The 26,065-nt window shown below is 64.7% G+C and carries 23 protein-coding genes and 3 pseudogenes; 14 read left to right on the forward strand and 12 right to left on the reverse strand.

Annotation, left to right across the window (positions count from 1 at the left end):
* Positions 1-88 precede the first annotated feature (88 nt).
* Positions 89-1,273, forward strand: coding sequence for an FIST N-terminal domain-containing protein (locus tag P9272_RS19140; protein ID WP_278161750.1), 1,185 nt, complete (start codon positions 89-91; stop codon positions 1,271-1,273).
* A gap of 5 nt (positions 1,274-1,278) precedes the next feature.
* Entirely contained in the window at positions 1,279-2,616 is a 1,338-nt protein-coding gene (locus tag P9272_RS19145) for a hybrid sensor histidine kinase/response regulator (protein ID WP_278161838.1), read from the forward strand.
* Between the two features lie 10 nt (positions 2,617-2,626).
* On the opposite strand, the gene P9272_RS19150 is transcribed toward P9272_RS19145, so the two are convergent.
* Positions 2,627-3,310 carry a response regulator transcription factor gene (locus P9272_RS19150; RefSeq protein WP_128260599.1) on the reverse strand — a complete coding sequence of 228 codons (684 nt, stop codon included), beginning with the start codon at positions 3,308-3,310 and terminating at the stop codon, positions 2,627-2,629.
* A 225-nt stretch (positions 3,311-3,535) separates the two neighbouring features.
* Between P9272_RS19150 and P9272_RS19155 the strand changes: the two genes are divergently transcribed.
* From P9272_RS19155 to P9272_RS19170, 4 genes are read left to right on the forward strand one after another with little or no spacing between them, the layout of a single operon-like run.
* Positions 3,536-4,234 carry a fumarylacetoacetate hydrolase family protein gene (locus P9272_RS19155; protein WP_278161751.1) on the forward strand — a complete coding sequence of 233 codons (699 nt, stop codon included), beginning with the start codon at positions 3,536-3,538 and terminating at the stop codon, positions 4,232-4,234.
* Positions 4,231-4,881, forward strand: coding sequence for a maleylacetoacetate isomerase (gene maiA / locus P9272_RS19160; RefSeq protein WP_278161752.1), 651 nt, complete (start codon positions 4,231-4,233; stop codon positions 4,879-4,881). The genes P9272_RS19155 and maiA overlap by 4 nt, the downstream gene beginning before the upstream one ends.
* Positions 4,871-5,350, forward strand: coding sequence for a DUF4262 domain-containing protein (locus P9272_RS19165; RefSeq protein WP_278161753.1), 480 nt, complete (start codon positions 4,871-4,873; stop codon positions 5,348-5,350). Before maiA ends, P9272_RS19165 begins: the two co-directional genes overlap by 11 nt.
* Positions 5,351-5,405: 55 nt before the next feature.
* Entirely contained in the window at positions 5,406-6,449 is a 1,044-nt protein-coding gene (locus tag P9272_RS19170; protein ID WP_278161754.1) for a zinc-dependent alcohol dehydrogenase family protein, read from the forward strand.
* A gap of 4 nt (positions 6,450-6,453) precedes the next feature.
* Here P9272_RS19170 and P9272_RS19175 read toward each other — a convergent pair whose 3' ends face one another.
* Positions 6,454-7,317 (reverse strand): DMT family transporter, encoded by an 864-nt coding sequence (locus tag P9272_RS19175; protein ID WP_278161755.1) that lies wholly within the window; start codon positions 7,315-7,317, stop codon positions 6,454-6,456.
* A gap of 102 nt (positions 7,318-7,419) precedes the next feature.
* On the opposite strand from P9272_RS19175, the gene P9272_RS19180 reads away from it, so the two are divergent.
* Positions 7,420-8,838 (forward strand): PLP-dependent aminotransferase family protein, encoded by a 1,419-nt coding sequence (locus P9272_RS19180; RefSeq protein ID WP_278161756.1) that lies wholly within the window; start codon positions 7,420-7,422, stop codon positions 8,836-8,838.
* Between the two features lie 186 nt (positions 8,839-9,024).
* On the opposite strand, the gene P9272_RS19185 is transcribed toward P9272_RS19180, so the two are convergent.
* The 3 genes from P9272_RS19185 to P9272_RS19195 all read right to left on the reverse strand — a co-directional run bounded on the left by P9272_RS19185 (position 9,025) and on the right by P9272_RS19195 (position 11,554).
* Positions 9,025-9,516, reverse strand: coding sequence for a MaoC family dehydratase (locus P9272_RS19185; RefSeq protein ID WP_128260592.1), 492 nt, complete (start codon positions 9,514-9,516; stop codon positions 9,025-9,027).
* Between the two features lie 182 nt (positions 9,517-9,698).
* Positions 9,699-10,127 carry a TIGR01841 family phasin gene (gene phaP, locus P9272_RS19190; protein WP_128260591.1) on the reverse strand — a complete coding sequence of 143 codons (429 nt, stop codon included), beginning with the start codon at positions 10,125-10,127 and terminating at the stop codon, positions 9,699-9,701.
* Between the two features lie 131 nt (positions 10,128-10,258).
* A complete protein-coding gene (locus P9272_RS19195; RefSeq protein ID WP_278161757.1) occupies positions 10,259-11,554 on the reverse strand; it encodes a DUF445 domain-containing protein in 1,296 nt (431 codons plus the stop codon).
* Positions 11,555-11,764: 210 nt separating this feature from the next.
* Between P9272_RS19195 and rirA the strand changes: the two genes are divergently transcribed.
* Complete coding sequence (rirA, locus tag P9272_RS19200) at positions 11,765-12,226, forward strand: iron-responsive transcriptional regulator RirA (protein ID WP_128260589.1); 462 nt, start codon at positions 11,765-11,767, stop codon at positions 12,224-12,226.
* Here the strand turns inward: rirA and P9272_RS19205 are convergent.
* The 4 genes and pseudogenes from P9272_RS19205 to hemP form a co-directional block, all read right to left on the reverse strand.
* Complete coding sequence (locus P9272_RS19205; protein WP_278161758.1) at positions 12,223-13,011, reverse strand: heme ABC transporter ATP-binding protein; 789 nt, start codon at positions 13,009-13,011, stop codon at positions 12,223-12,225. The genes rirA and P9272_RS19205 overlap by 4 nt on opposite strands.
* 7 nt (positions 13,012-13,018) lie before the next feature.
* Positions 13,019-13,633: pseudogene (locus P9272_RS19210) on the reverse strand (iron ABC transporter permease); the annotation flags it as partial.
* 4 nt (positions 13,634-13,637) lie between these two features.
* Positions 13,638-14,363, reverse strand: a pseudogene (locus P9272_RS19215) (ChuX/HutX family heme-like substrate-binding protein); the annotation flags it as partial.
* A 49-nt stretch (positions 14,364-14,412) separates the two neighbouring features.
* The gene (hemP, locus tag P9272_RS19220; protein ID WP_128260584.1) at positions 14,413-14,619 is read right to left on the reverse strand and encodes a hemin uptake protein HemP; all 207 of its coding nucleotides are present in this window, start codon (positions 14,617-14,619) and stop codon (positions 14,413-14,415) included.
* A 266-nt stretch (positions 14,620-14,885) separates the two neighbouring features.
* On the opposite strand from hemP, the gene P9272_RS19225 reads away from it, so the two are divergent.
* The 4 genes and pseudogenes from P9272_RS19225 to P9272_RS19240 all read left to right on the forward strand — a co-directional run bounded on the left by P9272_RS19225 (position 14,886) and on the right by P9272_RS19240 (position 19,025).
* Positions 14,886-17,036: a TonB-dependent hemoglobin/transferrin/lactoferrin family receptor gene (locus P9272_RS19225; protein WP_278161759.1), complete on the forward strand. Its 2,151-nt coding sequence runs from the start codon at positions 14,886-14,888 to the stop codon at positions 17,034-17,036.
* Between the two features lie 7 nt (positions 17,037-17,043).
* Positions 17,044-17,476: pseudogene (locus P9272_RS19230) on the forward strand (hypothetical protein); the annotation flags it as partial.
* A 133-nt stretch (positions 17,477-17,609) separates the two neighbouring features.
* On the forward strand, positions 17,610-18,572 hold the full coding sequence (locus P9272_RS19235) for an energy transducer TonB (protein WP_278161760.1): 963 nt from the start codon (positions 17,610-17,612) through the stop codon (positions 18,570-18,572).
* Between the two features lie 138 nt (positions 18,573-18,710).
* The gene (locus P9272_RS19240; protein WP_128258047.1) at positions 18,711-19,025 is read left to right on the forward strand and encodes an antibiotic biosynthesis monooxygenase; all 315 of its coding nucleotides are present in this window, start codon (positions 18,711-18,713) and stop codon (positions 19,023-19,025) included.
* Positions 19,026-19,067: 42 nt separating this feature from the next.
* Here the strand turns inward: P9272_RS19240 and putA are convergent, their stop codons facing one another.
* Complete coding sequence (gene putA, locus P9272_RS19245) at positions 19,068-22,676, reverse strand: bifunctional proline dehydrogenase/L-glutamate gamma-semialdehyde dehydrogenase PutA (RefSeq protein WP_278161761.1); 3,609 nt, start codon at positions 22,674-22,676, stop codon at positions 19,068-19,070.
* Positions 22,677-22,840: 164 nt separating this feature from the next.
* On the opposite strand from putA, the gene P9272_RS19250 reads away from it, so the two are divergent.
* Complete coding sequence (locus tag P9272_RS19250) at positions 22,841-23,293, forward strand: Lrp/AsnC ligand binding domain-containing protein (protein WP_128258049.1); 453 nt, start codon at positions 22,841-22,843, stop codon at positions 23,291-23,293.
* On the opposite strand, the gene P9272_RS19255 is transcribed toward P9272_RS19250, so the two are convergent.
* Together P9272_RS19255 and P9272_RS19260 are read right to left on the reverse strand one after the other, a co-directional pair.
* The gene (locus P9272_RS19255) at positions 23,294-24,502 is read right to left on the reverse strand and encodes a cytochrome c peroxidase (protein ID WP_278161762.1); all 1,209 of its coding nucleotides are present in this window, start codon (positions 24,500-24,502) and stop codon (positions 23,294-23,296) included.
* 7 nt (positions 24,503-24,509) lie between these two features.
* The gene (locus P9272_RS19260; protein ID WP_278161763.1) at positions 24,510-24,953 is read right to left on the reverse strand and encodes a FixH family protein; all 444 of its coding nucleotides are present in this window, start codon (positions 24,951-24,953) and stop codon (positions 24,510-24,512) included.
* Positions 24,954-25,111: 158 nt separating this feature from the next.
* Here P9272_RS19260 and P9272_RS19265 point away from each other — a divergent pair, with 158 nt between their 5' ends.
* Complete coding sequence (locus tag P9272_RS19265; RefSeq protein ID WP_278161764.1) at positions 25,112-26,032, forward strand: sugar kinase; 921 nt, start codon at positions 25,112-25,114, stop codon at positions 26,030-26,032.
* Positions 26,033-26,065: the final 33 nt, after the last annotated feature.

The following is a 26,065-nucleotide window of genomic DNA, read 5'->3' on the forward strand; positions in this document are numbered from 1 at the left end:
AATCAGGGATTGAGGGCAAAGATGCCGTCGACGCGGAGCGTGCCTGGCACGCATAAGAAAAGACACGCATAAAACCGGGTCGGAGGAATTGCGGAGAAGGCAGCTGGCCAGTTCGAGCACGCGCTATGCATCGGGCCTATCGGCGCTCACCACGGATGAGCCCGACCCGAATGCCTTTGCCCGGGCCATCGCCGCCGAAGCGGCAACCGTCGATGCCGGCTTCGCGCTTCTGTTCTTCTCCCAAGGCCTGGTCGACGCGGCGGCGCTGGCGCAGGCGCTGAAGATATATGCGCCGTCGCTCGCCTATGCCGGCTGCTCGACCGCCGGCGAGATTACGCCGCAGGGATTGGAGGAAGGGCATATCCTTGCCCTGCTTTTCCCCTCGGCGTCCTTTTCAACAGTTTCCACCATGGTCGAGAACATCTCCTCGTCGGGCATGGACAGGATCACCGGCGAGGTCGCGGCGTTGCGGGGCCTGCTGCGCGAGCGCATCGGCCACGACCGCTCGAAGGGGATTTTCGCGCTCTGTTTCATCGACGGGCTGTCCTACGCCGAGGAAGCGGTGACCTCGGCCATCCACTGGGGGCTTGACGACGTCCCGCTGATCGGCGGCTCGGCCGGCGACGACCTCAAATTCGAGACGACCAGGCTGATGGCCAATGGCAGGGTCGCCTCCGACAGCGCCATCATCGTGCTGGTCGCGACCGAGATCCCCTTCCACGTCTTCAAGACCGACAATTTCATCCCGACCGACGAGAAGCTGGTGGTGACGGCATCCGACCCCGACCATCGCATCGTGCGCGAATTCAACGCCGCCAACGCGGCGGAGGAATACGCAGCCTCCGTCGGCATCCTGCCGCAGACGCTGACACCGCTGAGCTTTGCCTCGCATCCCGTCGTGGTGAAGGTCGGCGGCGAATATTATTGCCGATCGATCCAGCGCATGCATCCTGACGGCTCGCTGTCCTTCTTCTGCGCCATCGACGACGGTATCGTGCTTTCCATTGCCCAGCCGAAGAACATGGTGGAATCGACGCGAACCGCTTTCGAGGACGTCGAGCACAAGCTCGGCGGGATAGACATGATCCTGGGCTTCGACTGCGTGCTGCGCCGGCTCGATGCGCGCAACCGCCAGGTCTTCCGCGAAATTTCCGAGCTCTACCGGACCAACAAGGTCATCGGCTTCGGCACCTATGGCGAGCAATATCGCTCGATGCATCTCAACCAGACCTTCACCGGCATCGCCTTCGGCGAGCGCCAGGCGGCCGAGTGAACGAGATGCCGCTTCGCGACATCGACGACCTCGAGAGGCTGAAGAAGATCAACGCGGCACTTGTCAGCCGCGTCGAGCGCTCGATGGATCAGCAAGGCAACGCCTTCTCGCTGTTCCAGACCGCCATCTCGCTGGAAAACCGGGTGCGCAACCGCACCGAGGAATTGCACGCGACGCTGCGCAGGCTCGAGCAATCGAACATCGAGCTCAGCGCTGCGAAGGAAAACGCCGAGCTGGCGAACCTCTCCAAGACCAGGTTCCTGGCCGCCGCCAGCCACGACGTGCTGCAGCCGCTCAACGCCGCGCATTTGTCGGTTTCGGCGCTGGCCGAGGTCCAGACCAGCGAGGAAGGCAAAAAGCTGGTGCGCCAGGTCGAGCGCTCGCTGGAGACGATGGAGGACCTGCTGCGCACTCTGCTCGACATTTCCAAGCTCGACGCCGGCGTGGTGCAGCCCGAAATCGGCGACGTCAGCCTCGAGACGCTGTTTTCCTCGCTGCGTTCGGATTTCTTGCCCGAGGCTGAGAAAAAAGGCCTGTCGCTGAAATTCCGGCCGGTCAATGTCGTGGTGCGCTCCGACCGCACGCTGCTCAGGCGCATCCTGCAGAACATCCTCTCCAACGCGCTGCGCTACACCCGCTCCGGCGGCGTGCTGGTCGGCACCAGGCATCGCGGCGACACCATCCGCATCGATGTCGCCGACACCGGCTGCGGCATTGCCGAGGACCAGCGGGAAGCGGTGTTCGAGGAGTTCCACCGCGGCACCTCGACGCTTGCCGACGGCGGATTGGCCGGCGGGCTCGGGCTGGGCCTCGCCATCGTGCGTCGCATGGCGGCGGCGCTGGGCCACCCCGTCACCTTTTCCTCAAGGGTTGGGCGCGGCACCATCTTCCACATCGACGTGCCGATCGGCATGGCGGCCGCCGAACCGGCGGCCGCCATCGCCGACATGGAGCGTCCGCGCGGCTACGGCCTGTTCGGCACCAAGGTCTTGCTGGTTGAGAACGACGCCGACGTGCTCTCCGCCATGACCTCGCTGCTCGAACGCTGGCAATGCCTGGTGCGCGCCGCGACCTCGACCGACGACGCGCTCGATCTTCTGGGCGACACCGACTGGGTGCCCGACATCATCATCGCCGACCAGCATCTCGACGGCGGCGACCTCGGCACCGCCACCATCGCCGAAGTCCGCGACTACCTCGGTCGTCCGGTGCCGGCACTGATCGTCACCGCCGACGGCTCCGAGCCCGTCGCCAAGGCCGCTCGCGCCGCCGGCATCGAGCTTATGCGCAAGCCGCTGAAGCCGGCGCAGTTAAGGGCGCTGCTGGCGCATCTGTTGGCTTAGGATTGCTTTTTCAAAACCCCGCCTGATCCCGAAACAGCTCTGCATTGTCCAGCTTCGAGACCTCGATCACCGCCTGCGTGCGGCTATACACGTTGAGCTTGCGCAAGATCTCCGAGACATGCGCCTTCACCGTGGTCTCGCCCACCTGCAGCTCGTAGGCGATCTGCTTGTTGAGCATGCCTTGGCGCAGCATCTGCAGCACTCTCAGCTGCTGAGGCGTCAACCTGGCCAGGCGCTGCACCATGTCGGCGCGGTCGGTGCTGTCGGGGTCGGGCGGCTGGCCCTCGTAGTTCTCCGGCACGTAGACCGCGCCATCCATCACCGAGCGGATGGCGGCGGCGAGGTCGCTCTTCCTCGCCGATTTCGGGATGAAGCCGGCCGCGCCATAGGACAGCGCCTCGGAGATGATCTTCGGCTCCTCATAGCCCGACACGATCACCACCGGCAGCCGCGGATAGCGGGTCCTGAGCTGCAGCAAGCCCTCGAAGCCATGCACGTCGGGCATGCTGAGATCGAGCAGCGCTAGATCGAACGGCTTGCCGCCGGCGAGCAGCTCGATCGCCTCGGCGATCGAGCGCGCCTCGACCGTGTCGACGTCCGGATAGGCCATCTGCACGGCACTGTGCAGCGCCTCGCGAAACAGCGGATGGTCGTCGATGATCAGGAAGCGGGCGCGGTCGCTGACGGAGCTCATTGCAAAGGTTCGGGCATGGGTTCGGTTTCGTCGGACACAGGATAGTCCGGTGACCATGGCCAGATTATTGGCAAATAGTATATCGCCCAATGGTACAGGGCCCCAATGGTACAAGGCGTTGCCATTGAAACGACAGGCCGCTGTGTGCGTTAGCGTCCTCCGTCTTGCCCAGCCGTCGAAATCGGCCGAAGGTGCGCACGATTCATGCCAACACAGAGGCCGTCCATGCCAGAATTCGTCCTTCCGCCGCCAGCAATCGCCTCGGTAGCTGTTGCCGGCTCGGCGGAACGGTTTGCCGTGCGCCGCATCTTCTGCGTCGGCCGCAACTATGCAGCGCATGCGCGCGAGCTCGGTAATGACGAGCGCGACCCGCCCTTCTTCTTCACCAAGCCGACCGACGCGGTTGTCGACAGCGGCGCCGAGATCCCCTACCCGCCGCTGACCTCGAACCTGCATCACGAGATTGAGCTGGTCGTCGCCATCGGCACGGCCGGCTTCCGAATTCCGCGCGAGGATGCGCTCGCTCATGTCTGGGGCTACGGCGTCGGCGTCGACCTGACGCGCCGCGACCTGCAGGATCAGGCGAAGAAAGCGGCGCGTCCCTGGGACTGGTCGAAGGCCTTCGACCAGTCCGCGCCTTGCGGTCCGCTCGTCCCGGCCGCGAAATCGGGACATCCCGAGAAAGGCCGCATCTGGCTTGCCGTCAACGGCGCGGTGAAACAGGACGGTGACTTAGCCGAATTGATCTGGCCGGTCGCCGATATCGTCTCGATCTGCAGCGAGGCGGTCGAGCTTCGACCCGGCGACCTCATCTTCACCGGCACCCCGGCCGGCGTCGGCCCGGTCCAGGCGGGCGACAGGATCGCCGGGGGTGTCGACGGAATCGGCGAGATCGCGGTGACCATCGGGCAGCCGAGGCGATGAGCGAGTTCGTCCTTCACAATTACTTCCGCTCCTCCACCTCCTACCGGGTGCGGATCGCGCTGGCGATGAAGGGGCTGGACTACACCTATGTGCCGCATCATCTGCGCCATGGCGAGCATCTCGAGCCTGCCTATCTCGCGGTCAATCCGCAGGGCCTGGTGCCGGCGCTGGTGCTGGACGATGGTACGCTGCTGACCCAATCGCTGGCGATCATCGAATATCTCGACGAGATTGAGCCCGAACCGCCGCTGCTGCCGAAGGATGCGCGGGGTCGGGCTCGAGTGCGGATGCTTGCGCAGATGATCGCCTGCGACATCCACCCCGTGAACAATCTGCGCGTGCTGACTTCGCTGCGCGCTTTGTTCGGCGCCGGCGACGAGGACGTCGTCAACTGGTTCCGGCACTGGGTGAACGAAGGCTTCCAGCCGCTTGAAAAGATTCTCGCCTCCTCGCCCGAGACCGGCACTTTCTGCCACGGCGACACACCGGGCCTCGCTGATATCTGCCTCGCCCCCCAGGTCACCAACAACGCCCGCTTCGGCGTCGACATTGCGCCCTATCCGGTGATCGCGCGCATCAACGCCGCCTGCATGGCGCTGCCGGCGTTCCAGAAGGCAGCGCCGCAGAACCAGATCGATGCCGAGTAGGGAAGCCAAAGACGCTGAGGAGGCCAAGGCACTCGCCGACATCGACGAGTATGGCTGTCACATCCTCTATGTGCTGGAAGAGGATGAGCATTCGCCCTTCGCATACTCGGTCGGGATCGAGCACAATTTTGGCATCCCTGAATTGGTCGTCATCGGGCTCAAGCCGGAGCTTTCGATGACCATCATCAATGAATACTGCCGACGCGTGCGCGACGGCGAGAGGTTCCGCGTCGGCGAGCGGGCGTCGGGTTTCCTGGGGGGTGGCTTCGACTGTCAGTTCGGTGCGGTCCATCCGGATCACTATCCCGAATATTTCGGTTGGGATATCTGGTTCTACGACGGGCCGGATTTCCGGATCATGCAGCTTATTTTTCCGTCGACGTCCGGGGTTTGGCCATGGGATGCCGAAGCCGACAACTGGCTTCGCAAGCGGCAGCCCCTTCTAGACCAACCACCGTTGCCACCTTAGTTCGGATTGTCATCCAACCACCTGCCATTGAACTGAGATATATGGAAGCAATCTTATGAAAGCCGTTGTCTTCGAGAAATTCGGTGAGACGCCGACCATCCAGACCGTACCGGATCCGAAACCGGCCGCCGACGGGGTGGTCATCAAGGTCGAGGCGACCGGTCTTTGCCGCAGCGACTGGCACGGCTGGATGGGCCATGATGACGGCATCACGCTGCCGCACGTCCCCGGCCATGAACTGGCCGGCGTCGTCGTCGCCGCCGGCAAGCAGGTCAGCCGCTGGAAAGCCGGCGATCGCGTCACCGTCCCCTTCGCGGTCGGCTGCGGCCGCTGCTTCGAGTGCACCTCCGGCAACCATCAGGTCTGCGAGCACCAGACCCAGCCTGGCTTCACCGGTTGGGGCTCCTTCGCCGAATATGTCGGTATCGAGCATGCCGACACCAATCTCGTGCGCCTGCCCGACGAGATGGAATACGCCACCGCCGCCAGCCTCGGCTGCCGCTTCGTCACTTCCTTCCGCGCCATCGTCGACCAAGGGAGAGTGACGCCCGGCGAATGGGTTGCCGTGCATGGCTGTGGCGGCGTCGGCCTTTCGGCGATTATGATCGCCAGCGCCATGGGCGCCAATGTGATCGCCATCGATCTGACGGATGAGAAATTGGAGTTCGCGAAGAAGATCGGCGCGGTGGCAACGATCAACGCCTCGACAACGCCCAACGTGGTCAAGGCGGTCAAGCAGATCACCAATGGCGGCGCGCATATGTCGATGGACGCGCTCGGGCACCCGATCACCTCGTTCAACTCGATCTCGAACCTGCGCCGGCGCGGCCGCCACGTTCAGGTCGGGCTGATGCTGGGCGAACATGCCCGCCCGCAGGTGCCGATGGGCAAGGTGATCGCCTTCGAGCTCGAAATCCTAGGCAGCCACGGCATGCAGGCCTATCGCTATTCCGCGATGATGGAGATGATCCGCACCGGCAAGCTGAAGCCCGAGCTCCTGGTGGGAAAAAGGATCAGCCTCGAGGAAGCGCCCGCCGCGCTGATGGCCATGGGTGGCTTCGAGGGGATTGGGATTGGGGTCGTGACGAAGTTTCAGTAGGCGTCTACCGCGCGAACTTCTTCGCTCCGAACACGCAGGCCACGACGCCGAGTGTCACGATCACCATCATCGGGCTGACCTTTTCGTGCAGCAGGCTCGCCGCCAGCCCCAGGCCGAAGAAGGGCTGCAGCAATTGCAACTGCCCGACGGCGGCGATGCCGCCTTGCGCCAGGCCGCGATACCAGAACACGAAGCCGATCAGCATGCTGAACAGCGAGACATAGCCAAGGCCGATCCAGGCGCTGGAACCGATGGCCGCGAAGGATGGCGGCAGCGTCAAAAAACTCAACGCCAGCATGACCGGCAGCGACAGCGCCAGCGCCCAGCAGATCACCTGCCAGCCGCCGAGCTTGCGCGACAGCTTGGCCCCTTCGGCGTAGCCCAGCCCGCAGACGATGATGGCGCCGAGCATCAGGCCGTCGCCGACCGGCGACGCGGTCATGCCTTGCGCCAGGGCAAAGCCCGCGACCAAAGCGCTGCCCAGGCACGAGAACAGCCAGAAGGCCGGGCGCGGACGGTCGCCGCCGCGCAGCACGCCGAAGATCGCGGTCGCTAGCGGCAGCAGGCCGACAAAGATGATCGAATGCGCCGAAGTGACATGTTTCAGCGCCAGCGCCGTCAGCAACGGGAAGCCGACCACGACACCCAGCGCGACGACGGCCAGCGAGACCAGATCTCCTCGCCCCGGACGTTTCTCGCGGAACAGCAGCAGCATCGCGATCCCAAGCAGCCCGGCGATCGCCGCCCGGGCCGCCGTCAGGAAGGTCGGGTCGAAATCCATCACCGCCACCCGCGTCGCCGGCAGCGATCCGCTGAAGATCAGCACCCCGATGAAGCCGCTAAGCCAGCCGTCGAAACTCTTTTCCATGATCTGCTCCGTTTGCGCTTCCGTACCGGCGCAGGCCATGGTGCTACCAGAGACAATGGAGTACGATTCTACAAAACTGTAATGGTCAACAGGGAAGTACAGATGGATGGATCGGGCCCAAATGCCAGCGGCGCCACTCTCGTCGAAACCGTCATGGCGGCAATCCGCCAGCGTATCGCGGCGCGCACGCTGACACCCGGAGCCCGCCTGCCGTCGATACGGGCCATGGCCAAATCGATGCAGGTTTCGAAGTCGACCGTGGTGGAGGCCTATGAGCGGCTGGCAGCTGAGGGCACGATCCGTTCGCGCCCGGGCTCGGGTTTCTACGCTGCCGGCCAGCTTGCGCCATTGTCGCTGGCCGAGATCGGCCCTCGGCTTGACCGCGCCGTCGACCCGCTCTGGGTGTCGCGGCAATCGCTGGAAGCCGGCGAGGAGATGCTGAAACCCGGCTGCGGCTGGCTGCCCGCTTCCTGGATGCCGCAGGCTGCCTTGCGCCGGGCGCTGCGCACCGCGGCCCGCGCTGACGACGTGGTGCTCGCGGACTACGGCACGCCCCTTGGCCTGCCGCCGCTGCGCCAATTGCTGGCGCGGCGCATGGCCGAGCACGGCGTCGAGGTCTCGCCGGACCACATCATGCTGACCGACTGCGGCACCCAGGCGATCGATCTTCTGTGCCGGTTCCTGACCGAGCCCGGCGATGCGGTCCTGGTCGACGATCCCTGCTATTTCAACTTCCACGCCCTGCTGCGCGCCCACCACGCCAAAGTGGTCGGCGTGCCTTTCACGCCTTCGGGGCCGGACATCGAGCTTTTCGCCGCGGCGCTAGCCGAGCATCGGCCGCGCCTCTACATCACCAATTCCGGCATCCACAACCCGACGGGCGCGATCCTGTCGCCGGTCACCGCGCATCGGCTCCTGAAACTCGCCGACCAGGCGGACCTCACCATCGTCGAGGACGATATCTTCGCCGACTTCGAGCACAACCCTGCCCCTAGGCTCGCGGCCTTTGACGGGCTGCAGCGCGTCGTCCAGATCGGCTCCTTCTCTAAAACGCTGTCGGCCTCGGTGCGCTGCGGCTTCATCGCGGCGCCACCTGACTGGATGGAAGGCCTGACCGACCTCAAGATCGCCACGACATTCGGTGGCGCGCGTCTGTCCGCCGAACTGGTGCTGACCTTGTTGAAGGACGGCAGCTACCGCAAGCATGTCGAGCAATTGCGCACCCGCCTGTCACGCGCCATGGCCGAGACCGCCGACAGGCTGAAGGCGATGGGCATCACGCCCTGGATCGACCAGCCGGCCGGCATGTTCCTCTGGTGCCGCCTGCCCGAGGGCATCGACGCGGCGGAAGTCGCGCGCCATGCGCTGTCGGACAACGTCGTGCTGGCGCCCGGCGATGCCTTCAGCCTGTCGCACACCGCCGGCCGCTTCATGCGCTTCAACGTGGCGCAATGCGGGGATCGGCGGATCTTCCAGATACTCGAAAAAGCGATGGCCGAGTGTCGTCGGAAAGCCGCCTAGAGGCATAGCCTGTTCGGCGAACATCATCCGGTGAACCGATAGCGCGAGGTCTGTCGAGATTCGGGTCAGACCGAGTCGAGAACGGTGGCTTCCGAGAACCGGAGTGGACCGTACTTGAAGTAAGTGAGCCCCGGAAGCGCAGGGAGCCGCCGTTCGCAGGCCGGCCTCACCCGAATATCGGCAGACCTAGGCCCGCTTGCGGCGCTCATACATCATCACCAGCGTCTCGGCGGTCAGCGCCGGCTTCTGCTCGCCTTCGATCTCGACGGTGTTGGCAGCCTTCATCAGATATTGGCCAGGGCCGCGATCTTCCATGGACAGCAGCGTGGTGCGCAGCCTGATGCGCGCGCCGGCCTTGACGGGCGCCAGGAAACGCACCTTGTCGAAGCCGTAGTTGAAGGCGGCCTGGGTGTTTTCCGGCACGATGCCCATCTCCAGCGCCAGGGCGCCGATGATTGACAAGGTCAGATAGCCATGCGCGATCGTGGTGCGGAACGGGCTCTGCCGCCTTGCCCGCTCGGGATCGACATGGATCCACTGATGGTCGCCCGTGCACTCGGCGAACTGGTCGATGCGCTGCTGGTCGACCGTCGTCCAATCGGACACGCCGAGCTCCTGCCCGGACATCGTGCGCAACTGTTCAAAAGTCGGCGGCGTTCTCCGCCGTGGTTCGGTCATTCCGGCTTTCCCGTCACTCTTGCCTGTCTCCCGACCATGAAGTGGCAGCCCCTGTCAATTCGCCACTCTGCAATTTTCGCCGGTAGAGCTGATGCTTTTTGCGGCAAGCGGAGAACGCGCCCGCTCTTCGACCGGTTGCATCGCATGTCGGTCTATGATGGGGGCCGAAACCGCCGGCTAGCCTATTTCTTTTCGTATCCGGAGCGGATTTCCGCCATCGCTGCCCTGATCCGGTCGCGCAGGATCTCTACCGATTCGGTGCTGGATTTCCGTACAAGGTCAGCCACTTCGCTGGCGTTCTTCAGCGTCGTCTCGAACGATTTACGGGCAAATTCAGCCTGCTTGCTCATCAGCTCCTGCGGATTGCCGGGCGCCTGGTAGTTCTGCGCCATCCGCGTGATCTCGTTGATGGCATTCTGCACCATCTCATGCTGCCTCGCCAGCACCGAGGAGGCGCCGGCCGCGCCCGCCCGCGCCGACTTTTCCAGGGCCTCGAGGTTCTTGCGATGATGGTCGAGGATCGCCTGGACATCGACATTCGGCAGTTTCAGGTCGCGGCCGAACCTGCTGAACATATCGAGGAACGAGTTGGATTCCGGTTGTTTTGCCATGCCCTGCCTCCCGATTTGCCGCCTTGCGGCGTCCCAGAAGCAATTCCGCGAAAAGTGCGCAGCAGTCAGACTCCGCCGTAGCCCTCCGTCCGGAATTGCTTGAAGGCAGAATAGTGCGCCCTGGGCCGGCGTCAATTGACGAGAAACAGCCGCTCCGCCGTGTAGAGCCCCAGGCCGGCAAGCCCGCCGATGATCATGCCGTTGAAACGGATATATTGCAGGTCCTTGCCGATATTCGTCTCGATCAGCCGCGTCAGCTGCGCCAGGTCCCAGCGCTTGACCTGGTCGGCGATGAATTTCGACACGCCACTCTTCTGGCTCTCGACAAACGAGGCCAGCGCCACGACAAAGCCCCGGTTCATGTCAGCCCTGATCTGCGCGTCGGCGGCCAAATGCCGGCCGATCTCGACGAACATGTTGGCCAGGTGCTCGCGTATGGTCGAATTCGGCGCGTTGATGTCCTGCTCGATGAACAGGCGCAGGCTCGCCCAGGCATCGCCGGCCAGCGCCCTCACCTCCGGGCGGCCGAGAAAATCGCGCTTCAGCTTCTCGGCGCGCCTTGCATATTGCTTCGAGGTCCTGAGCCGCTCGATGAAGCCCAGCGCAAAGCGGTCGAACTCGGCGCGCATCGGGTGGTCGGGATCGGCCCTGACCTCCTCCAGCAGCGAGCCGGCCGACGCGACGATCTTCTTCAACAGATAGGCGTCGGCGCGAAACAGGTTGAATAGCGACGGCAATTCCTCGCGGATCTTTTCCCGCATCCTCGCCAGCGCCTGCTCGTCGCTGAGGAAGCGACCGACGACCCGGGTAAATTCGTCGAACAACTTCTGGTGGCGGCGATCGTCGGTCAGAGCCGACAAAAGATCCGCCGCGAGCGGGGCCAGCGGCACCTTTTCGATCTGCTCCAGCATGCGGCTGGTGACGAATTCGCGCAGGCCGGATTGCTCCACCGCCGTCAATGTCTGCGGCACCAGTCGCGCGACGAATCGCGACAGGCCGGCGGCACGCTCGGCATCGGCCAGCCAGTCGGCGACTAGAGCGGCGAAATCGACCTCGGCGAGCTTTTCGCGCACGGGCTCCGGCGCCAGGAAATTGGCCTCGATGAAGCGGCCGAGATTGTCGGCGATGCGGTGCTGTTTCTCCGGGATGATGGCGGTGTGTGGGATCGGCAGTCCGAGCGGCCGTCTGAACAGCGCCACCACGGCATACCAGTCCGCTATGCCGCCTATGGTCGCCGCCTCGGCGAAGGCCGCGACGAAGCCGAGCCACGGATAAGTAGCCTGGAAGGACTTCGCCAGCGCAAAGACAAGGATGCACAGCGCAACCGCGGCCGCGGCGATGAGTTTGGTCCGCCGCAGCGCCGAGAGCTTTGCCTGCGCGTCGGCGTCGAATCGAACCGGCGCGAGAGCCGGAGCTGATTGAGACATGAAAAGGCCGTTTCCTGTTTGCACCCGCCTCTATCTAGTGCCTGCGCCCGCGAAACGCTCGCCCGAAGCACAGGAGGGCAAATTAGGCCACCATCGGCCCCGGCCCGCACAAAAAGTTGACACGATTATTCAGCTATGGTCCCGTCCAGTCTGGAATTGTTCCAATCTATGGGCCATATTCGGTTTAAGCTAATATTTCGCGAGGATACCATGCGGCTCACGCGCCAGACCAATTATGCGATGCGCATCCTGATGTATTGCGCCGCAAATACCGACAGGCTGAGCCGCATCCCTGAGATCGCCGCCGCCTATTCGGTGTCGGAACTGTTTCTGTTCAAGATCCTGCAGCCGCTGGTCGAGGCCGGTCTTGTCGAGACCGTGCGCGGCAGGAATGGCGGCGTCAGGCTTGGCCGTCCGGCCGAGCAGATCAGCCTGTTCGATGTCGTGCGTGTCACCGAAGAGAGCTTCGCCATGGCCGAATGCTTCGAGAACGACGCCGCCGAATGCCCGCTGGTCGACAGCTGCGCCCTGAATTCGGCGCTGCGCGAGGCGCTCAACGCCTTCTTCGCCGTGCTTTCCCGCTACACTATCGCCGACCTGATCGCCGCGCGCCCGAATGTGCGCCATCTGCTCGGCATCGACGTTCTGGAGCAGCGCGCCCCTGCAGCCTAAGCCGCGGACTGCGGCAGCACGAACGGCACGCTTCCCGCAGGCAATGCGCCGACCTTCAAGCGGCAGTCGAACACCTTCTCGATCAGCTCGTCATTGAGCACGTCTCGTGGCGCCCCGGCGGCCGCCAGTTGGCCGCGAGAGAGCACGAAAATCCAATCGGCATACATGGCCGTCAGATTGAGGTCGTGCAGGATCGCCACCACGCCGCCGCCGCGCCGGGCGAAATCGCGCGCGATGTTCATGATGATGAGCTGGTGCTTGACGTCGAGGCTGGAGACCGGCTCGTCTAGGAACAGATAGCGCGGCCGCCCTTCGAGCACCGGCGACCAGACCTGGCAGAGCACCCGGGCAAGCTGCACGCGCTGCTGCTCGCCGCCGGAAAGCTCCTGGTAGAAGCGGCCGGCAAAGCCGTCGAGGTCGACGCGCGCCAGCGCCCGCTCGGGCAGCCGCGCGTCCTCTCCGGGCAGCACGCCCGAGCGCCCGCCGATGAGGCCGAGGCGAACGATCTCGCGCACGGTGAAGGGAAAGGATAGCGCCGTGGCCTGCGGCAGCACCGCGCGCAACGTGGCTGCCTCGACCGGCTTCATGGCCGACAGGTCGCGGCCGTTGAGCGTGACGGTGCCGGCATAGGCGAGCTCGCCGGTCAGCGCCTTGAGCAAAGTCGTCTTGCCGGACCCGTTCGGCCCGACGATCGCCGAGACCTCGCCCGGCCGCGCCGTGAAGTCGACATGCGAGACGATGCGCTTGCCGCCGATCGCCACCGAGATATTGCGCGCTTCGATCATGGCAAGCTCACAGATCAATGACGCCGCGCCTGCGCAGCAGGATCCAAAGGAAGGACGGCGCGCCGGCGACCGCCGTGACGATGCCGATCGGCAGCTCGGCCGGCGCGACGATGGTGCGGGCGACCGCGTCGGCGATGAGAAGCAGCGATGCGCCAAGCAGGGCCGAGGCCGGCAGCAAATAGCGGTTGTCCGGGCCGATCGCGAGCCGCAGGACATGCGGCACGACGATGCCGATGAAGCCGATGCCGCCGCTGACAGCGACCGAAGCGCCGACCGCCGCCGATACGCCGACGATGGCCGTGTATTTCAGCCGCTGCACCGGAATGCCGAGATGGCCCGCGGTCGCTTCGCCGAGCGCCAGCGCGTTGAGGCCGCGCGACAGGAAGGGCATCGCGGCCAGCGCCAGGATGATCACCGGCCCGATGGTGCCGATCTTCGGCCATGTCGCGCCGGCAAGCGAGCCGAGCTGCCAGAAGGTCAAGTCGCGCAGCTGCCGGTCGTCGGCCATGAAGATCATGATGCCCGTGAGCGCCATGGCAAGGGCGCTGATGGCGATGCCGGCAAGCAGCATCGTGGCGACCGACGTCCGTCCCTGGCGGGTGGCGATGGCATAAAGCAGCAACGCCCGCGTGATGGAACATGGCGCCGACCGCATCATTGTCGAGCAGCCAGGCATAGTCCTGGCCTACCATGCGCACCGCCTCGCGACGGCTGAGCTTCAGCGTCTTCAGCATGCCGAAGAACTGGTGCGCGTCGGTGAGCCGGCTCCAGCGGTCGCGCAGGTCATCGATCGAGGCAGCCGGCCCTTGGGGCCTGCCCCCTCCTTCCGCGGCGCTTGGAAGGATCGCGACGGTCGGTTCCTGGTTCGGCGATTCGAGGCTCGCCACCAGCTTCTGATAGGCATAGAGGTTGGATGCGGCCTTCAGATGCACCTTGTGCACCGCCTCGCCCGCTGCGTCGAAGAACTGCAGGCTGCGACGGATTTCGCCATCGTCGCGCTTCTCGACGGCAAAGCCGTGCGCCCAGACCTTCGGGAAAATACGCAGGTCGATGTTTTCGCCAAGCACCATGGCGTTGTGGTTGCCGGTGACGACCTTGTCGTAGACGCCGATCTTTTCATGCACGGCGCTTTGGTTGCGCGTCAGCGCCATCACCTCGCCGACCGCCTCGAGGCCGATCAGCAAATCGTTGACGCGCGGCTCGACTCGGACAGCGCCGAAGCCACATTGGGCCGCGACCAGTTCCGCTTCCGAGATGCCCAATTGTGCCGAGAGATCGCGCTCCCGCATTTTCGGATTTTCCTCTCGCGCCCGCCGGATTTCCTCCGGCGACGGCTTAACGCGCTGGTCCATGTCGTTCACCTGTAGTGCCTGATGTTAGTCTATCGCCCGCCGATGGCGGTCACTTGTTGAGGATCAGCTTGCCCTGGCGGGTGATCTTCAGGCGGTAGAGCGCGCCATGATGCTCGATGCCGATCTCGTGCTCGCCCTGGAAGAGCGTGTTGCTGGAGAGCGTCCTCACGGCCAGCGGCACGCGTTCGTAACGCATCTGCATGTCGTCCTGACGGCGGACGCGATAGCGGAAATCGTTGGGATTGTGCGTGTTCATCGGGTCGGTTCCCTTCCTGTGACGGCCACCTCGGCCGAAGCTTCATAAAATGCCGATTAAATTCTTGACTCGAATAGTCATGTTTACTAGTCACTGCATTACCGGACTAAATGAGTCAACATTTAAGACGCCGGACATGATCAAAAATGCGAGCGAGCCCCTGGCCAGCCAGCTACGAGCCTGAAATCTGGAGTTGGGGCATGGGGTTGGTGACTTGGGGACGGACGGGCCTGGCGTGCAAGAACGCGGGTCCAGGCTTCCGATCGATGGCGAGCAGCATTTCCATATTGATGGCCGGAGCGGCGGCAATCACGCTAAGCCTATCAACCGCAAAAGCTCAACAGACCGCGCAGCCGGCAGCCAACCAGCAGGCCGATCGGAAAAAGAAGGCTGATGAAAAGGCCGAGGCCGAAGGAACCTTGCTCGACAAGATCCTCGTCATCAGCCGCACCGGCGAGACAGCCATCCAGTCGCTGGCTTCCGCCAGCCATGTCGATCAGGAGCAGCTCGACCGTCGCATGGCGACGACATCGAACGAGATGCTGCTCGGCGTGCCCGGCGTCGCCGTGCAGGCCGACGCGCGGCGCGTCTCTTCGAGCATCAACATCCGCGGCCTGCAGGATTTCGGCCGCGTCGCGGTGATCGTCGACGGCGCCAGGCAGGATTTCCAGCGCTCGGACCACGGCACGCAATCGACCTTCTATGTCGATCCCGAGCTCATCAAGGCGGTCGATGTCATCCGTGGCCCCGTCGCCAACACCTACGGTTCCGGCGCCATCGGCGGCGTCGTCTTCTTCGACACCAAGGACGCCGCAGATTTCCTCAAGCCGGAAGAGACCTGGGCCGGCTCGCTGACCGGACGCTATGAGAGCAACGGCAAGGGCTGGAGCAGCAGCGCCACCGGCGCCTACAAGATCAACGACAGCTGGGATGTGCTCGGCAACATCGTCTACCGCGACTACGGCGACTACAAGAACGGCGGCGGCGACACCGTTGCCGGCACCGGGTTCGACGTGCTGAGCGGCCTGCTCAAGACCACCATACGCCCGACCGAAAACAGCCAATTGAAGCTCGGTTGGGTCGGCTCCAAGGACGGCTGGACCGAGACCAGCGGCGGCGTGCCGGCCAACGACGTCGATCTGAAGTCGAACACTTTTACCGCCCGCTACAACATCACCGACGACGCCAGGAGCTGGCTCGACCTCCACATCAACGCCTCCGACAACAAGACCTTGCTCGACCTGACGACGCTTACCGCGCAGAACCGCTTCGATCCGACCACCGGCCTGCCCGTGGTGCTGCCGGCCGGTTCGCTGTCGACCTTCGATGTCGGCACGACCGGCATCGACATCTGGAACACCTCGCGCTTCGAGACGGCGAGCGTCGCGCATGAGCTGACCTATGGCGGTGACTGGGTTGGCGACGATGTCGATACCGGCGGCAGCGCCGGCGGCGACAGTTTTTATACGCCGTCGGGCAAGCGAAACCTCTCCGGGGCCTACGTCCAGGACAAGCTGACCTGGGAGTGGCTCGAGGTTATTGGCGGCCTGCGCTATGACAATTACAGCCTCAAGGATTCGAAGAACGAAACATCGGGCGACCGGGTGTCGCCGCGCATCACCGTCGGCGTCTCGCCCTTCGAAAGCGCCGGCCTGGCTGGCCTGCAATTCTACGGCACCTATGCCGAAGGCTACCGCTCGCCGTCTCTGACCGAGACGCTGATCAGCGGCAACCATCCGGCCGGCGTCAGCTTCCCGTTCCTGCCCAATCCGAACCTGAAGCCCGAGACCGGCAAGACGGTCGAGTTCGGCGTCAACTACAAGCAGAACGATATCGTCGAGGCCGGCGACGCGCTGCGGCTCAAGGCCGCCTACTTCAACAACAATGTCGAGGACTATATCGACGGCGTGACGCTTTCGCCCTTCGACCCGGCGAGCGGCTGCCCGTTCGGCCCCGGCATTCCGATCTGCTTCCAGTACCAGAACTTCGCGAAGGCCAAGATCAACGGCTTCGAACTTGAAAGCGTCTACGACGCCGGCTGGGGATTTGCCGGATTGTCGGCGTCCATCATCGACGGCCACACCGTTTCCTACGAGGGCGAGCGCGCCGACTTGGCCACCATTCCATCCTCGCAGGCAACCGGCCAGCTTGGCTTCCGCTTCCTTGAGGACAAGCTGACCGTCGGCGGCGAGGTGCAGTACAACGGCAAGCCCAAGGGCAATCCGGTGGCCAAGGACTTCACGCTGGTCAATGCCTTCGCCAGCTACCAGGCGACGGACAATCTCAAGCTCGACTTCCGCGCCGACAATCTGTTCGACGTCAAATACACCAACCCGCTCAACGGAAGCACGACCGCCGTCCTCTACGAGCCCGGCGTCACGCTGAAGCTGGCGGCGACCATGCGCTTCGGAGGCTGAGCGAGACATGAAACGCTTGATGGCATCCTTTCGTCCGCTGACCTCGACGTTCGCGATGTCGCTTGCGATGGTGCCGGCGTGGGCCCAGTCCGCGCCGGCCCTCAGTCTCGAGCTCAACGGCCGCGCAGCCTTCGGAAAAGGGCTGCAGGCTGACCTTCGTCGTCAACAGCGCGCTCGGCGCCGACCCGTCGAAGGCGGCTTTCGAGATCGCGCTCTTCAACGAGGCCGGCATCGTCGACCGCCTCACCGTGCTTGATTTCAAGGACCTGCCGGCAGGCAAGACCAAGGTCACGCGCTTCGACCTCGCCGGCGCCGACTGCGGCAAGCTCAGCCGCGTGCTGATCAACAGCGCGACCGGATGCGCCGGCGTTGGCGTCGAACCCGCGGCCTGCATGCGCGCGTTGAAGACCTCGACCAGGACCGCCATCGCTTTTGGAGTTGACAAGCAGTGGGCTTCGAGCCGCCACGGACCGCCTTTGCACAAGCCCGGCCGGCATAGGCCTGGTGCTGCTTGCGGCAACCGATCTTGATTTGACAATGTCGGGTCGCTTGCCGCAGGTCTCCTCGCGAGCCATGCAGGACATCGACCCCCTCCCCGACGCCGACAGTGAACCGGCGATCCCGCCGGCCGAGTCGCTCGCGCAGGATCGGCGGTCGGCGCAAGACCGCAAATGGCCGGTGGCGATTGTCGTCTCCGGCTTGCTCCATGCAGCTGCCGCGGTGGCGTTTTTCACCGCGCCCGCCGGAACATTCGACTCCCTCGACGCGATCGAGGCGCAGGGCTCCGATCGGTCGGGTGCCGATGTCGCCGGCAGCGTCCTCGACAACCAGCCTTCCGGCGCGGTGGATGTCACCCTGGTTGCGGATCCGCGGCCGCCCGAACCCGAGGCTGCCAAGCCAGCACCGCCGACGCAGGTGCCTCAACGCGCGACGGACCAGCCAACGCGGGAGACCGGGCAGGAAGCAGCCAAGCAACCAACCGCCGATCCTGAGATACTAACGGCGGACTCGCCGCGCCCGGACGATCAGACCGTCGCCACGAGCAGCGAACCGGCCGCGTCCCCAAGCCAGGCGCCAAGCGCCGAAGCGCCTCCTGCCCAGGCTGCCCAGCCGCCGATCCCGAGCGCGAGGCCGAGCGCAACAGTCGGATCCCCACAGCCGAGCGCGACGCTTGGCGCATTAACCGATGGCGATGAAGCAGACACCGCGAAGATTGCCAGCAAGGGCGGGAAACAGACCGCGACCGGCAATGCCCTGGAATCCCGTTACAGCGGCGAAATTCAAAAGAAGCTTGCCCGCGCCAACCGCCGCGTTTCGAAATCGGTCCAGGCGAAGGCCCGCAACAATGCCAGGGTGGTGTTTGTCGTCTTGGCCGACGGCAGCATCGGCGACCTGCAACTCGCCGAAAGTTCAGGCTCCGACGAGCTCGATCAATTCGCTTTGAAGCTGGTGCGCCAGCAAGCTCCCTTCCCTCCCATCCCGCCCGAGACCGGAAGGTCAAGTTGGGTATTCAGAGCGCGGGTCGGCCCGTTCTGAAAATGATCCCGAACCGAAGGTCAGCGTCGCAAAAAGTGGGAGCCGGTTTTCGGAGAAGATCATTTGCAAACAAAGATAGAGGCCTGCACCAGGCACCCTCGTCAAACCTCATAATTCGTCTGTTTCGAAAGGAAGCCAATGTACATCGCCATGAACCGCTTCAAGGTCCAGAACGGCTCGGAAGAAGCCTTCGAGGACGTCTGGAAGAACCGCGATTCCAGCCTCTCCGAAATGAAAGGCTTCAAGGAATTCCACCTGTTGCGCGGCCCGGTCAACGAGACCGAGGGCTATACGCTGTTTGCCTCGCACACGGTCTGGGCAAGCCAGGAGGACTTCGTCGCCTGGACGAAGTCGGAGAACTTCCGAGCCGCCCACCGCAACGCCGGCGGCTCGAAGGTGCATTATCTCGGTCATCCGCAGTTCGAGGGCTTTTCGGTCGTCGAAGGCGCCTGACCGTCGCCGGTTCGCGACGGTCGCTTCTAGCCTTGCTACCTGTTATGCAGCCGCCAGCAGGCTGGCGTTCCCACCGGCTGCCGTCGTGTCGACACAGACCGCGCGCTCATGCGCATAGGCCGCTGGATTGAGCACCTCGCTGACCAACGGCACGATCGGCCCGGCGCGTTCAGCAATCACCTTGCGCACGACGCGCGCCGCCTCCGGCGCGCCCGAGAAGGCGACCACATCGACCCGCAGCGAACGCGCTTCGACCGGATCGGGCCGGCCGTCGATCGCGGCCAGCGGCAGGCCCTTGCCGGTTAGCGCCGAGAGTGCCGCCGGCGCGCCCGGCGCCACGGCAAGCACCGCATTGCCGGCCGCAAGCGCCTGGATCGTCTGAGCAAGCAGCGTCTCGGCATCCGGACCGAGGCACAGCACCCGGCCGCGCGGCGCCAGCGACAGAGTGTTGGCTTCGCCGGTCGGTCCCGGCAGGTCGACCTGGCCGAAATCGAGGCTGGCGGAGGCGGCAATTGCCGCCGCGCCCTTACCGCGCAGATGCTTCCTCAGGATCGCCACGCGGTCCGGCCGCGTCGACCAGTCCCCCAGCGCCGGGTCCGGCAGATTGTCGGCGAGTTCGGTCGCGGTCACCTTGTGGCCCTCGCCAACCTCGGTGCCGGCCTCTGCCCCCTTGCGGAAGCGGCGCAGATAATGCGGCCCGCCGGCCTTCGGCCCGGTGCCTGACAGCCCCTCGCCGCCGAAGGGCTGCGAACCGACGACGGCGCCGATCTGGTTGCGGTTGACATAGATGTTGCCGGCATGGATGCCGTCGACGAAATGCTGGACGCGGCCCTCGATGCGCGTGTGCAGGCCGAAGGTCAGGCCATAACCCTTGCGGTTGATGGCGGCGATCACCGCGTCGATCTCGTCGGCGTCGAAGGTCGCGACATGCAGCACCGGGCCGAACACCTCCCGCTCCATCTCCTCGATGCCCTTGACGCGGAACACGTGCGGCGCGACGAAACGGCCGGTTGCCGGCGCTTCCAATTTCGCGATCAGCCGGCCTTCCAGCCCTTTCTTCTTGCAGTAATCGCTGATCGAAGCTTGCGCCTCGTCGTCGATGACCGGGCCGACATCGGTCGAGATGGCCCAGGGATTGCCGACGTTGAGCGCTTCCATCGCGCCCTTCAGCATCTCCAGCATCTTCTTCTCGACGTCCTTCTGCACGTAGAGCACCCGCAGCGCCGAGCAGCGCTGGCCTGCGCTCTGGAAGGCGGATGCGAGGATATCGCGCACGGCCTGTTCGGGCAGCGCGGTGGAATCGACGATCATCGCATTCAAGCCGCCGGTCTCGGCGATCAGCATGGCGTCGGGCGCCGCAGTCTCGGCCAATTGCTTCTCGATCAGCTTGGCCACCTCGGTCGAGCCGGTGAAGCAAACGCCGGCGATGCGCGGATCGGCGGTCAGCGGCGCGCCGACCGTGGGGCCGTCGCCCGGCAGGAGCTGGATGACATCCTCCGGAACGCCGGCCTCGCGCAGCATCTCGACGGCGCGGAAGGCGATGAGCGGCGTCTGCTCCGCCGGCTTGGCGATGACCGAATTGCCGGTGACCAAAGCTGCCGCGATCTGGCCGGTGAAGATCGCCAGCGGGAAATTCCACGGCGAGATGCAGGCGATCGCGCCGCGCGCTTCGGTGCCCGCCTCGGCATTGGCCGCCTCGGCCGCGTAATAACGCAGGAAGTCGACCGCCTCGCGCACTTCTGCGATGCCATCGGCCAGCGACTTGCCGGCCTCGCGGATGGCGAGAGCGAAGAACTCGGCCGCATTGGCCTCGTAGAGGTCGGCGGCGCGGTTGAGGATCGCGGCGCGATCGGAAACCGGACGCTTCGCCCAGGCAGGCTGAGCGTCGACGGCGATACGCACGGCGGTCGCCACCTGCTTGGCCGCCGCCTCATGGACGGTGCCGACGATCTCGTCGGGCTTGGCAGGATTCACGATCCGCCGCTGCTTGCCGTAGCCGGCGGCTCGTGTGACCGGCTTGGCGTGCCAGCGGTCCGCTCCGGCGAATTCGGCCCTCGCCTTGTCGATTGCCGCAAGCATCACCGGATCGGTGATGTCGAAGCCTTTCGAGTTGCGGCGCCCAGCGCCGAAGATCGCGGCCGGGCGCGCGATCGCCGGATTGGCGGCAGGGCCCTGCGTCTCGACGGTCGCAAGCGGGTCGCGCGCGATCTCCTCAGGCTCGACTTCCTCGTCCGTCAACTGGTGGACGAAGGAGGAATTGGCGCCGTTTTCCAGCAAACGCCGCACAAGATACGCAAGCAGATCGGAATGCGCGCCGACTGGCGCATAGATGCGGCAGCGCGTGCCTTCGACCTGCCGCACCGTCTCGTGCAGCGCCTCGCCCATGCCGTGCAGGCGCTGGAACTCGAAGCTCTCGCGGTCCTTCGCCATCGACAGGATCGCTGCAACCGTGTGCGCGTTATGCGTGGCGAATTGCGGATAGATGCGGTCGGTCATCGACAAAAGCTTTTTCGCGCAGGCCATGTAGGAGACGTCGGTGTTTGCCTTGCGGGTGAAGACCGGATAGCCGGACAGGCCAAGCGTCTGCGCCCGCTTGATCTCGGTGTCCCAATAGGCGCCCTTCACCAGCCGCACCATGATCCTGCGGTCGTATTTCTTCGCCAGCGCATAGAGCCAGTCGATGGCGAAAGCCGCACGCGGGCCATAGGCCTGGACGACGACGCCGAAACCCTCCCAGCCGGCAAGGTCCGGCTCGGCCAGCACGCGTTCGATGACGTCGAGCGACAGGTCGAGCCGGTCCGCCTCCTCGGCGTCGATATTGAGTCCCATGCGCGAATGCCGGGCGGCAAGTGCCAGCGACAGAAGCCGCTCGGCCATCACCGGCAGCATGGTCTCGCGCTGCGCCACCTCATAGCGCGGATGCAGCGCCGAAAGCTTGACCGAAATGCCATGATTGTAGCGAATGTCGGGGCCGTTCGACCCGGCATCGAGCGATGAGATCGCATCCGCATAGGCGCGGTGGTAGCGCAGCGCGTCGGCTTCCGTGCGAGCCGCCTCGCCCAGCATGTCGAAGGAATAGAGATAGCCCTTCTGCGTCATCGGCCGGCCGCGCTTGACGGCCTCGGCGATGGTGCGCCCGAGCACGAACTGCTCGCCCATCTCGCGCATCGCCGCTGCGACCGCCTTGCGGATCACCGGCTCGCCCAGCCGGCGCACCATGGCGCGCAGCGTGCCTTCGATGCCGCCCTCGCCTTCGTCGAGCACGCGGCCGGTCAGCATCAGCGCCCAGGTCGAGGCGTTGACGAAGATCGAGCTGGAACCGCCCGAATGCGCCGACCAGTCATGCGGCGCGATCTTGTCGGCGATCAAATCGTCCATCGTCTCGGTGTCGGGCACGCGCAGAAGCGCTTCAGCTAGGCACATCAGCGCCACGCCTTCCTTGGTCGACAGGCCGTAGGCCGAGAGGAAGACCTCCATCAGCCTGGGGTCGGTCGAGCCGCGCACCGAGCGCACCAGATCGGCCGCGCGGGCCGAGATCGCCTTGCGCTCCCCGGCTGACAAGCCCGCCGCCGCTGACAGGCGCTTCACCGCCTCGTCTTCGTCGGGCAAATAATTGGCGCGGATCTGCTGGCGGATGGCGTCGAGCGGCATGTTGGGTCCATGAAAGCGAGCGTGAGCGAACGGTCAGGCGGTCGCCGGACCGAATGGCGCAAGCTAGCACAGCTGCCAATTTCAGTCGGTCCAAAGAAATCGACAAGATAGGTCAACTGGACTATCATTTAGCCACCATTCGTATCTTTATGACTGCTGAATCTATGTTTGAAGACCAATTGGACCGCATTGACCGCAACATCCTGTCAGCGCTTGGGCGCGACGGCCGGCTTTCCATGTCGGAACTAGCCGGCCGGGTCGGCCTGTCGAAGACGCCGGTGCAGGCGCGCGTGAAGCGGCTGGAGAAGGACGGCTATATCAGAGGCTACCGCGCCATCATCGATCGCGAACGCATGGGCGAAGGCCATGTCGCCTTCGTCCAGGTGAAATTGTCCGACACCCGTTCGGCGGCGCTCGATGCCTTCAACCGCGCGGTGCAGGGCGTGCCGGAGATCGAGCAATGCCACATGATGGCGTCGAGCTTCGACTATCTGTTGAAGGTCCGCACCACCGACATCGCCGCCTATCGCCGTGTGCTCGGCGAGCGCATCTCGGCACTGCCCCATGTCGCCCAGACGTCTACCTTCGTGGCCATGGAGACAGTCAAGGACAGGTAGTCAGTCGGACAGCGTCTTCAAGAACGCCACCAGCGCCGCGCGCTCGCGATCGGACAGGTCGAGCGGGTGCACTTCCGATACGCCTTCAACGCTGGGCGGCGCCTTCGAATAATGCGCCACGACCTCGTCGAGCGTGGAGAACTGGCCGGCATGCATGTAGGGCGGGCGATCCGCCGCGCCCCTGAGCGACGGCGTCTTGTAGGCGCGCGTGATTTGCGGACCGTCCTTGACCATGAACCGCAACTCGCGGCAGGCGCTCTCGTCGCCGTCGCGGAATTTGCCGAGGCAGTTGAACGGGTCGGCCTGAACTTGCGCCACCGCATCGACTCGCCCGCGGTCCGGCGGCAGGCCGTCGACCGGCGGCACGCCGGTGTTGTGGAAGGCGTTGTCGGTGAAGCGCGGACCATTGTGGCAGCTCACGCAATTGGCCTTGCCGATGAACAGTTTCAGCCCAAGGATTTCTTCCGGCGAAAACACGGCGTCGCCTTGCGCCGCCGCACCGGTCGCGAGATCGATGGCGAAACGGTCGAAGCGCGTCTGCTGAGGTTCGATTGATCGCTCGAAGGCGGCGATGGCCTTGCCGATATTGGCAAAGACGCGGTTGACGTCGTCTTGCTGAGCGGCGGTCATCCCATTCCACACCGCTTTCTCTGCATCGGTGCCGAGCGGACTGGCACTGGCCGGCACGGCCGAAAGGTCCGGCAGCGGCCCAAAAATGCGCTCATAGCGCTCGCCGAACCGCTTCTTGATGTAATGCGCGAAAGCGGCCCGGTTGCCGGCCTGTTCCAGCGGGTTTTCAAGCGGCGTCAGCGCCTGCGCCCACAGGCTGTCGCGCCTGCCGTCCCAAAAAAACCACGGATTGCGCGCCACGCCCGCCAGCGGCATGGTGCGGCGGTTGGTGTGGCTCACACCGACCGCCTGCGGCAGGTCATCCTGGAACTGGCGGTCGATCTTGTGACAGGTCGAGCAGGACACGGTGCCATCGCGGCTCATGCCGACATCGAAGAACAGCGTCGAGCCGAGCGCGGCAGCCGCCGGCGCATCGGCATACTGGTTCGTTGTGTCGGATTTCAGTGACGGCAGCGTGTTCAGCGCCAAAGACGCAATGGTCTTCTTCTCGGCGTCGCTGAACTGCGGTTCGCCGCAGCCGCCCAGCAAGGCGAGATTGGCCAAAGCCAGCAGGCACGCGACACTCCTTAGACGACTCATCGCCCGCTCACAATACGATGTTGAAGACTACGGAATCGGAACCCGCCGCTGCCGAGATGCCGAAATGGAGCTGCCACCAGCCGCTCATCGTGAACTTCACACCGTCGATACGGTAGCGTCCCTCGCCCAGATAATCGGTCGCCTGCGGGCTGGTCGGCAGGCCATGATCGTGCTGCGGCATGCCGCCGGAAACCGTGATGGCGGCGCCCTCCACCGGCGCGCCGGCGGCGGTCTTCAACGTCAGCAGCCAGGACTGCAGTTCGCCCTGCCGGACGACGCCGTGCTCCGGCTCGAAGCTCGCGACAAACAGCCCGTTCGCCGTCTTCTTGGAGCGCGACAGGTCTGGACCGGACGCCGAAGGCGGCAGCGTCAGATAGACGGCGGCCACGATGCCGAGCAGCAAAGCGGCGAGGCCGAGACCCGCAAGGATGTAACGCCATATCGATGCCAAACCCGTTTCCTCTTCGGCTGCTAACGTCGCGGGCCGCTCCTCACGTCCCGCCCTGCCTGTGGGAAATCGCTTCTGGCGCAAAATTCGCCGACAGCCAAGCATGGCGCTACCGGCCGCAAAAAGCTACAGCAACAAGACCTTAAGAAGGATAAGTCTATATGGCCGCCAATGGTATCGCGTCGATCGGCGAGTGCATGATCGAATTGTCGGGACAGACCGGCGACAGCTGGCGCATGGGCTTTGCCGGCGACACCTTCAACACGCTGTGGGCATTGCACGCCTTGAGCCCGGAGCGCCCCGCGACTTATGTCTCGGCCTTCGGCGACGACCCTTTTTCACACGACCAGATCGCCTTCTTCGGCCGGAACGGCATCGGTATAGGCAACAGCCCGGTCATTGCCGGCGCGCGCCCCGGCCTCTACGCCATCACGCTTACGGGAGCCGAACGCGCCTTCACCTACTGGCGAAGCGACGCAGCAGCGCGCCAGCTCGCCTCCGATCCGGCAGCCTTGGCGAAAAGCCTTGAAAACCAGGCACTTGTCTATTTTTCCGGAATCACCCTGGCAATTCTGGACGAGGTCGCGCGGAAAACTTTGCTGGCGGCCATAGTTGAAGCCCGCGCGGCGGGCTCGCTTATCGCCTTCGACCCGAATTACCGGCCGCGTCTATGGCAGAGCAGCGAGGCAGCGCAGGCCGCTATCCTGGAGGCGCTTGCTGTGGCCGACATCGCGCTGCCGACCTTCCCGGACGAGCAGATGCTGTTCGGGGATCCGACACCGCAGGCGACCGTGGAACGCCTTGGCAAGCTGACCGGCGAGATCGTGGTCAAGAACGGCGAGCAGCCGGCCTTGATCGCGCTCAACGGCGTTTCCCAATCCGTTGACGCGGTACATGTGGCCGCCCCTGTCGACACCACGGGCGCCGGCGATTCCTTCAACGGCGGCTATCTCGCCGCGCGCATTGCCGGCCATGCGCCCGACGCCGCCGCTCACCGCGCGCATAAAGTGGCTGCCGCGGTCGTGCAGGTTCGCGGCGCGCTGGCGCCGTTCGAGACGTTAAGGGCTGCGTTCGACAGTTAAGCGATACAGAAGCACACACATCACTTCAATATC

It is taken from the genome of Mesorhizobium sp. WSM4976 (genome assembly GCF_029625685.1).
Lineage (GTDB): Bacteria > Pseudomonadota > Alphaproteobacteria > Rhizobiales > Rhizobiaceae > Mesorhizobium.

Bases quoted from the DNA above. Each gene is read 5' to 3' on its own strand.
- P9272_RS19145 (WP_278161838.1), top strand. From the start codon at position 1,279: ATGCCGCTTCGCGACATCGACGACCTCGAGAGGCTGAAGAAGATCAAC.
- P9272_RS19150 (WP_128260599.1), bottom strand. From the start codon at position 3,310: ATGAGCTCCGTCAGCGACCGCGCCCGCTTCCTGATCATCGACGACCAT.
- P9272_RS19155 (WP_278161751.1), top strand. From the start codon at position 3,536: ATGCCAGAATTCGTCCTTCCGCCGCCAGCAATCGCCTCGGTAGCTGTT.
- maiA (WP_278161752.1), top strand. From the start codon at position 4,231: ATGAGCGAGTTCGTCCTTCACAATTACTTCCGCTCCTCCACCTCCTAC.
- P9272_RS19165 (WP_278161753.1), top strand. From the start codon at position 4,871: ATGCCGAGTAGGGAAGCCAAAGACGCTGAGGAGGCCAAGGCACTCGCC.
- P9272_RS19170 (WP_278161754.1), top strand. From the start codon at position 5,406: ATGAAAGCCGTTGTCTTCGAGAAATTCGGTGAGACGCCGACCATCCAG.
- P9272_RS19175 (WP_278161755.1), bottom strand. From the start codon at position 7,317: ATGGAAAAGAGTTTCGACGGCTGGCTTAGCGGCTTCATCGGGGTGCTG.
- P9272_RS19180 (WP_278161756.1), top strand. From the start codon at position 7,420: ATGGATGGATCGGGCCCAAATGCCAGCGGCGCCACTCTCGTCGAAACC.
- P9272_RS19185 (WP_128260592.1), bottom strand. From the start codon at position 9,516: ATGACCGAACCACGGCGGAGAACGCCGCCGACTTTTGAACAGTTGCGC.
- phaP (WP_128260591.1), bottom strand. From the start codon at position 10,127: ATGGCAAAACAACCGGAATCCAACTCGTTCCTCGATATGTTCAGCAGG.
- P9272_RS19195 (WP_278161757.1), bottom strand. From the start codon at position 11,554: ATGTCTCAATCAGCTCCGGCTCTCGCGCCGGTTCGATTCGACGCCGAC.
- rirA (WP_128260589.1), top strand. From the start codon at position 11,765: ATGCGGCTCACGCGCCAGACCAATTATGCGATGCGCATCCTGATGTAT.
- P9272_RS19205 (WP_278161758.1), bottom strand. From the start codon at position 13,011: ATGATCGAAGCGCGCAATATCTCGGTGGCGATCGGCGGCAAGCGCATC.
- hemP (WP_128260584.1), bottom strand. From the start codon at position 14,619: ATGAACACGCACAATCCCAACGATTTCCGCTATCGCGTCCGCCGTCAG.
- P9272_RS19225 (WP_278161759.1), top strand. From the start codon at position 14,886: ATGGCGAGCAGCATTTCCATATTGATGGCCGGAGCGGCGGCAATCACG.
- P9272_RS19235 (WP_278161760.1), top strand. From the start codon at position 17,610: ATGCAGGACATCGACCCCCTCCCCGACGCCGACAGTGAACCGGCGATC.
- P9272_RS19240 (WP_128258047.1), top strand. From the start codon at position 18,711: ATGTACATCGCCATGAACCGCTTCAAGGTCCAGAACGGCTCGGAAGAA.
- putA (WP_278161761.1), bottom strand. From the start codon at position 22,676: ATGCCGCTCGACGCCATCCGCCAGCAGATCCGCGCCAATTATTTGCCC.
- P9272_RS19250 (WP_128258049.1), top strand. From the start codon at position 22,841: ATGTTTGAAGACCAATTGGACCGCATTGACCGCAACATCCTGTCAGCG.
- P9272_RS19255 (WP_278161762.1), bottom strand. From the start codon at position 24,502: ATGAGTCGTCTAAGGAGTGTCGCGTGCCTGCTGGCTTTGGCCAATCTC.
- P9272_RS19265 (WP_278161764.1), top strand. From the start codon at position 25,112: ATGGCCGCCAATGGTATCGCGTCGATCGGCGAGTGCATGATCGAATTG.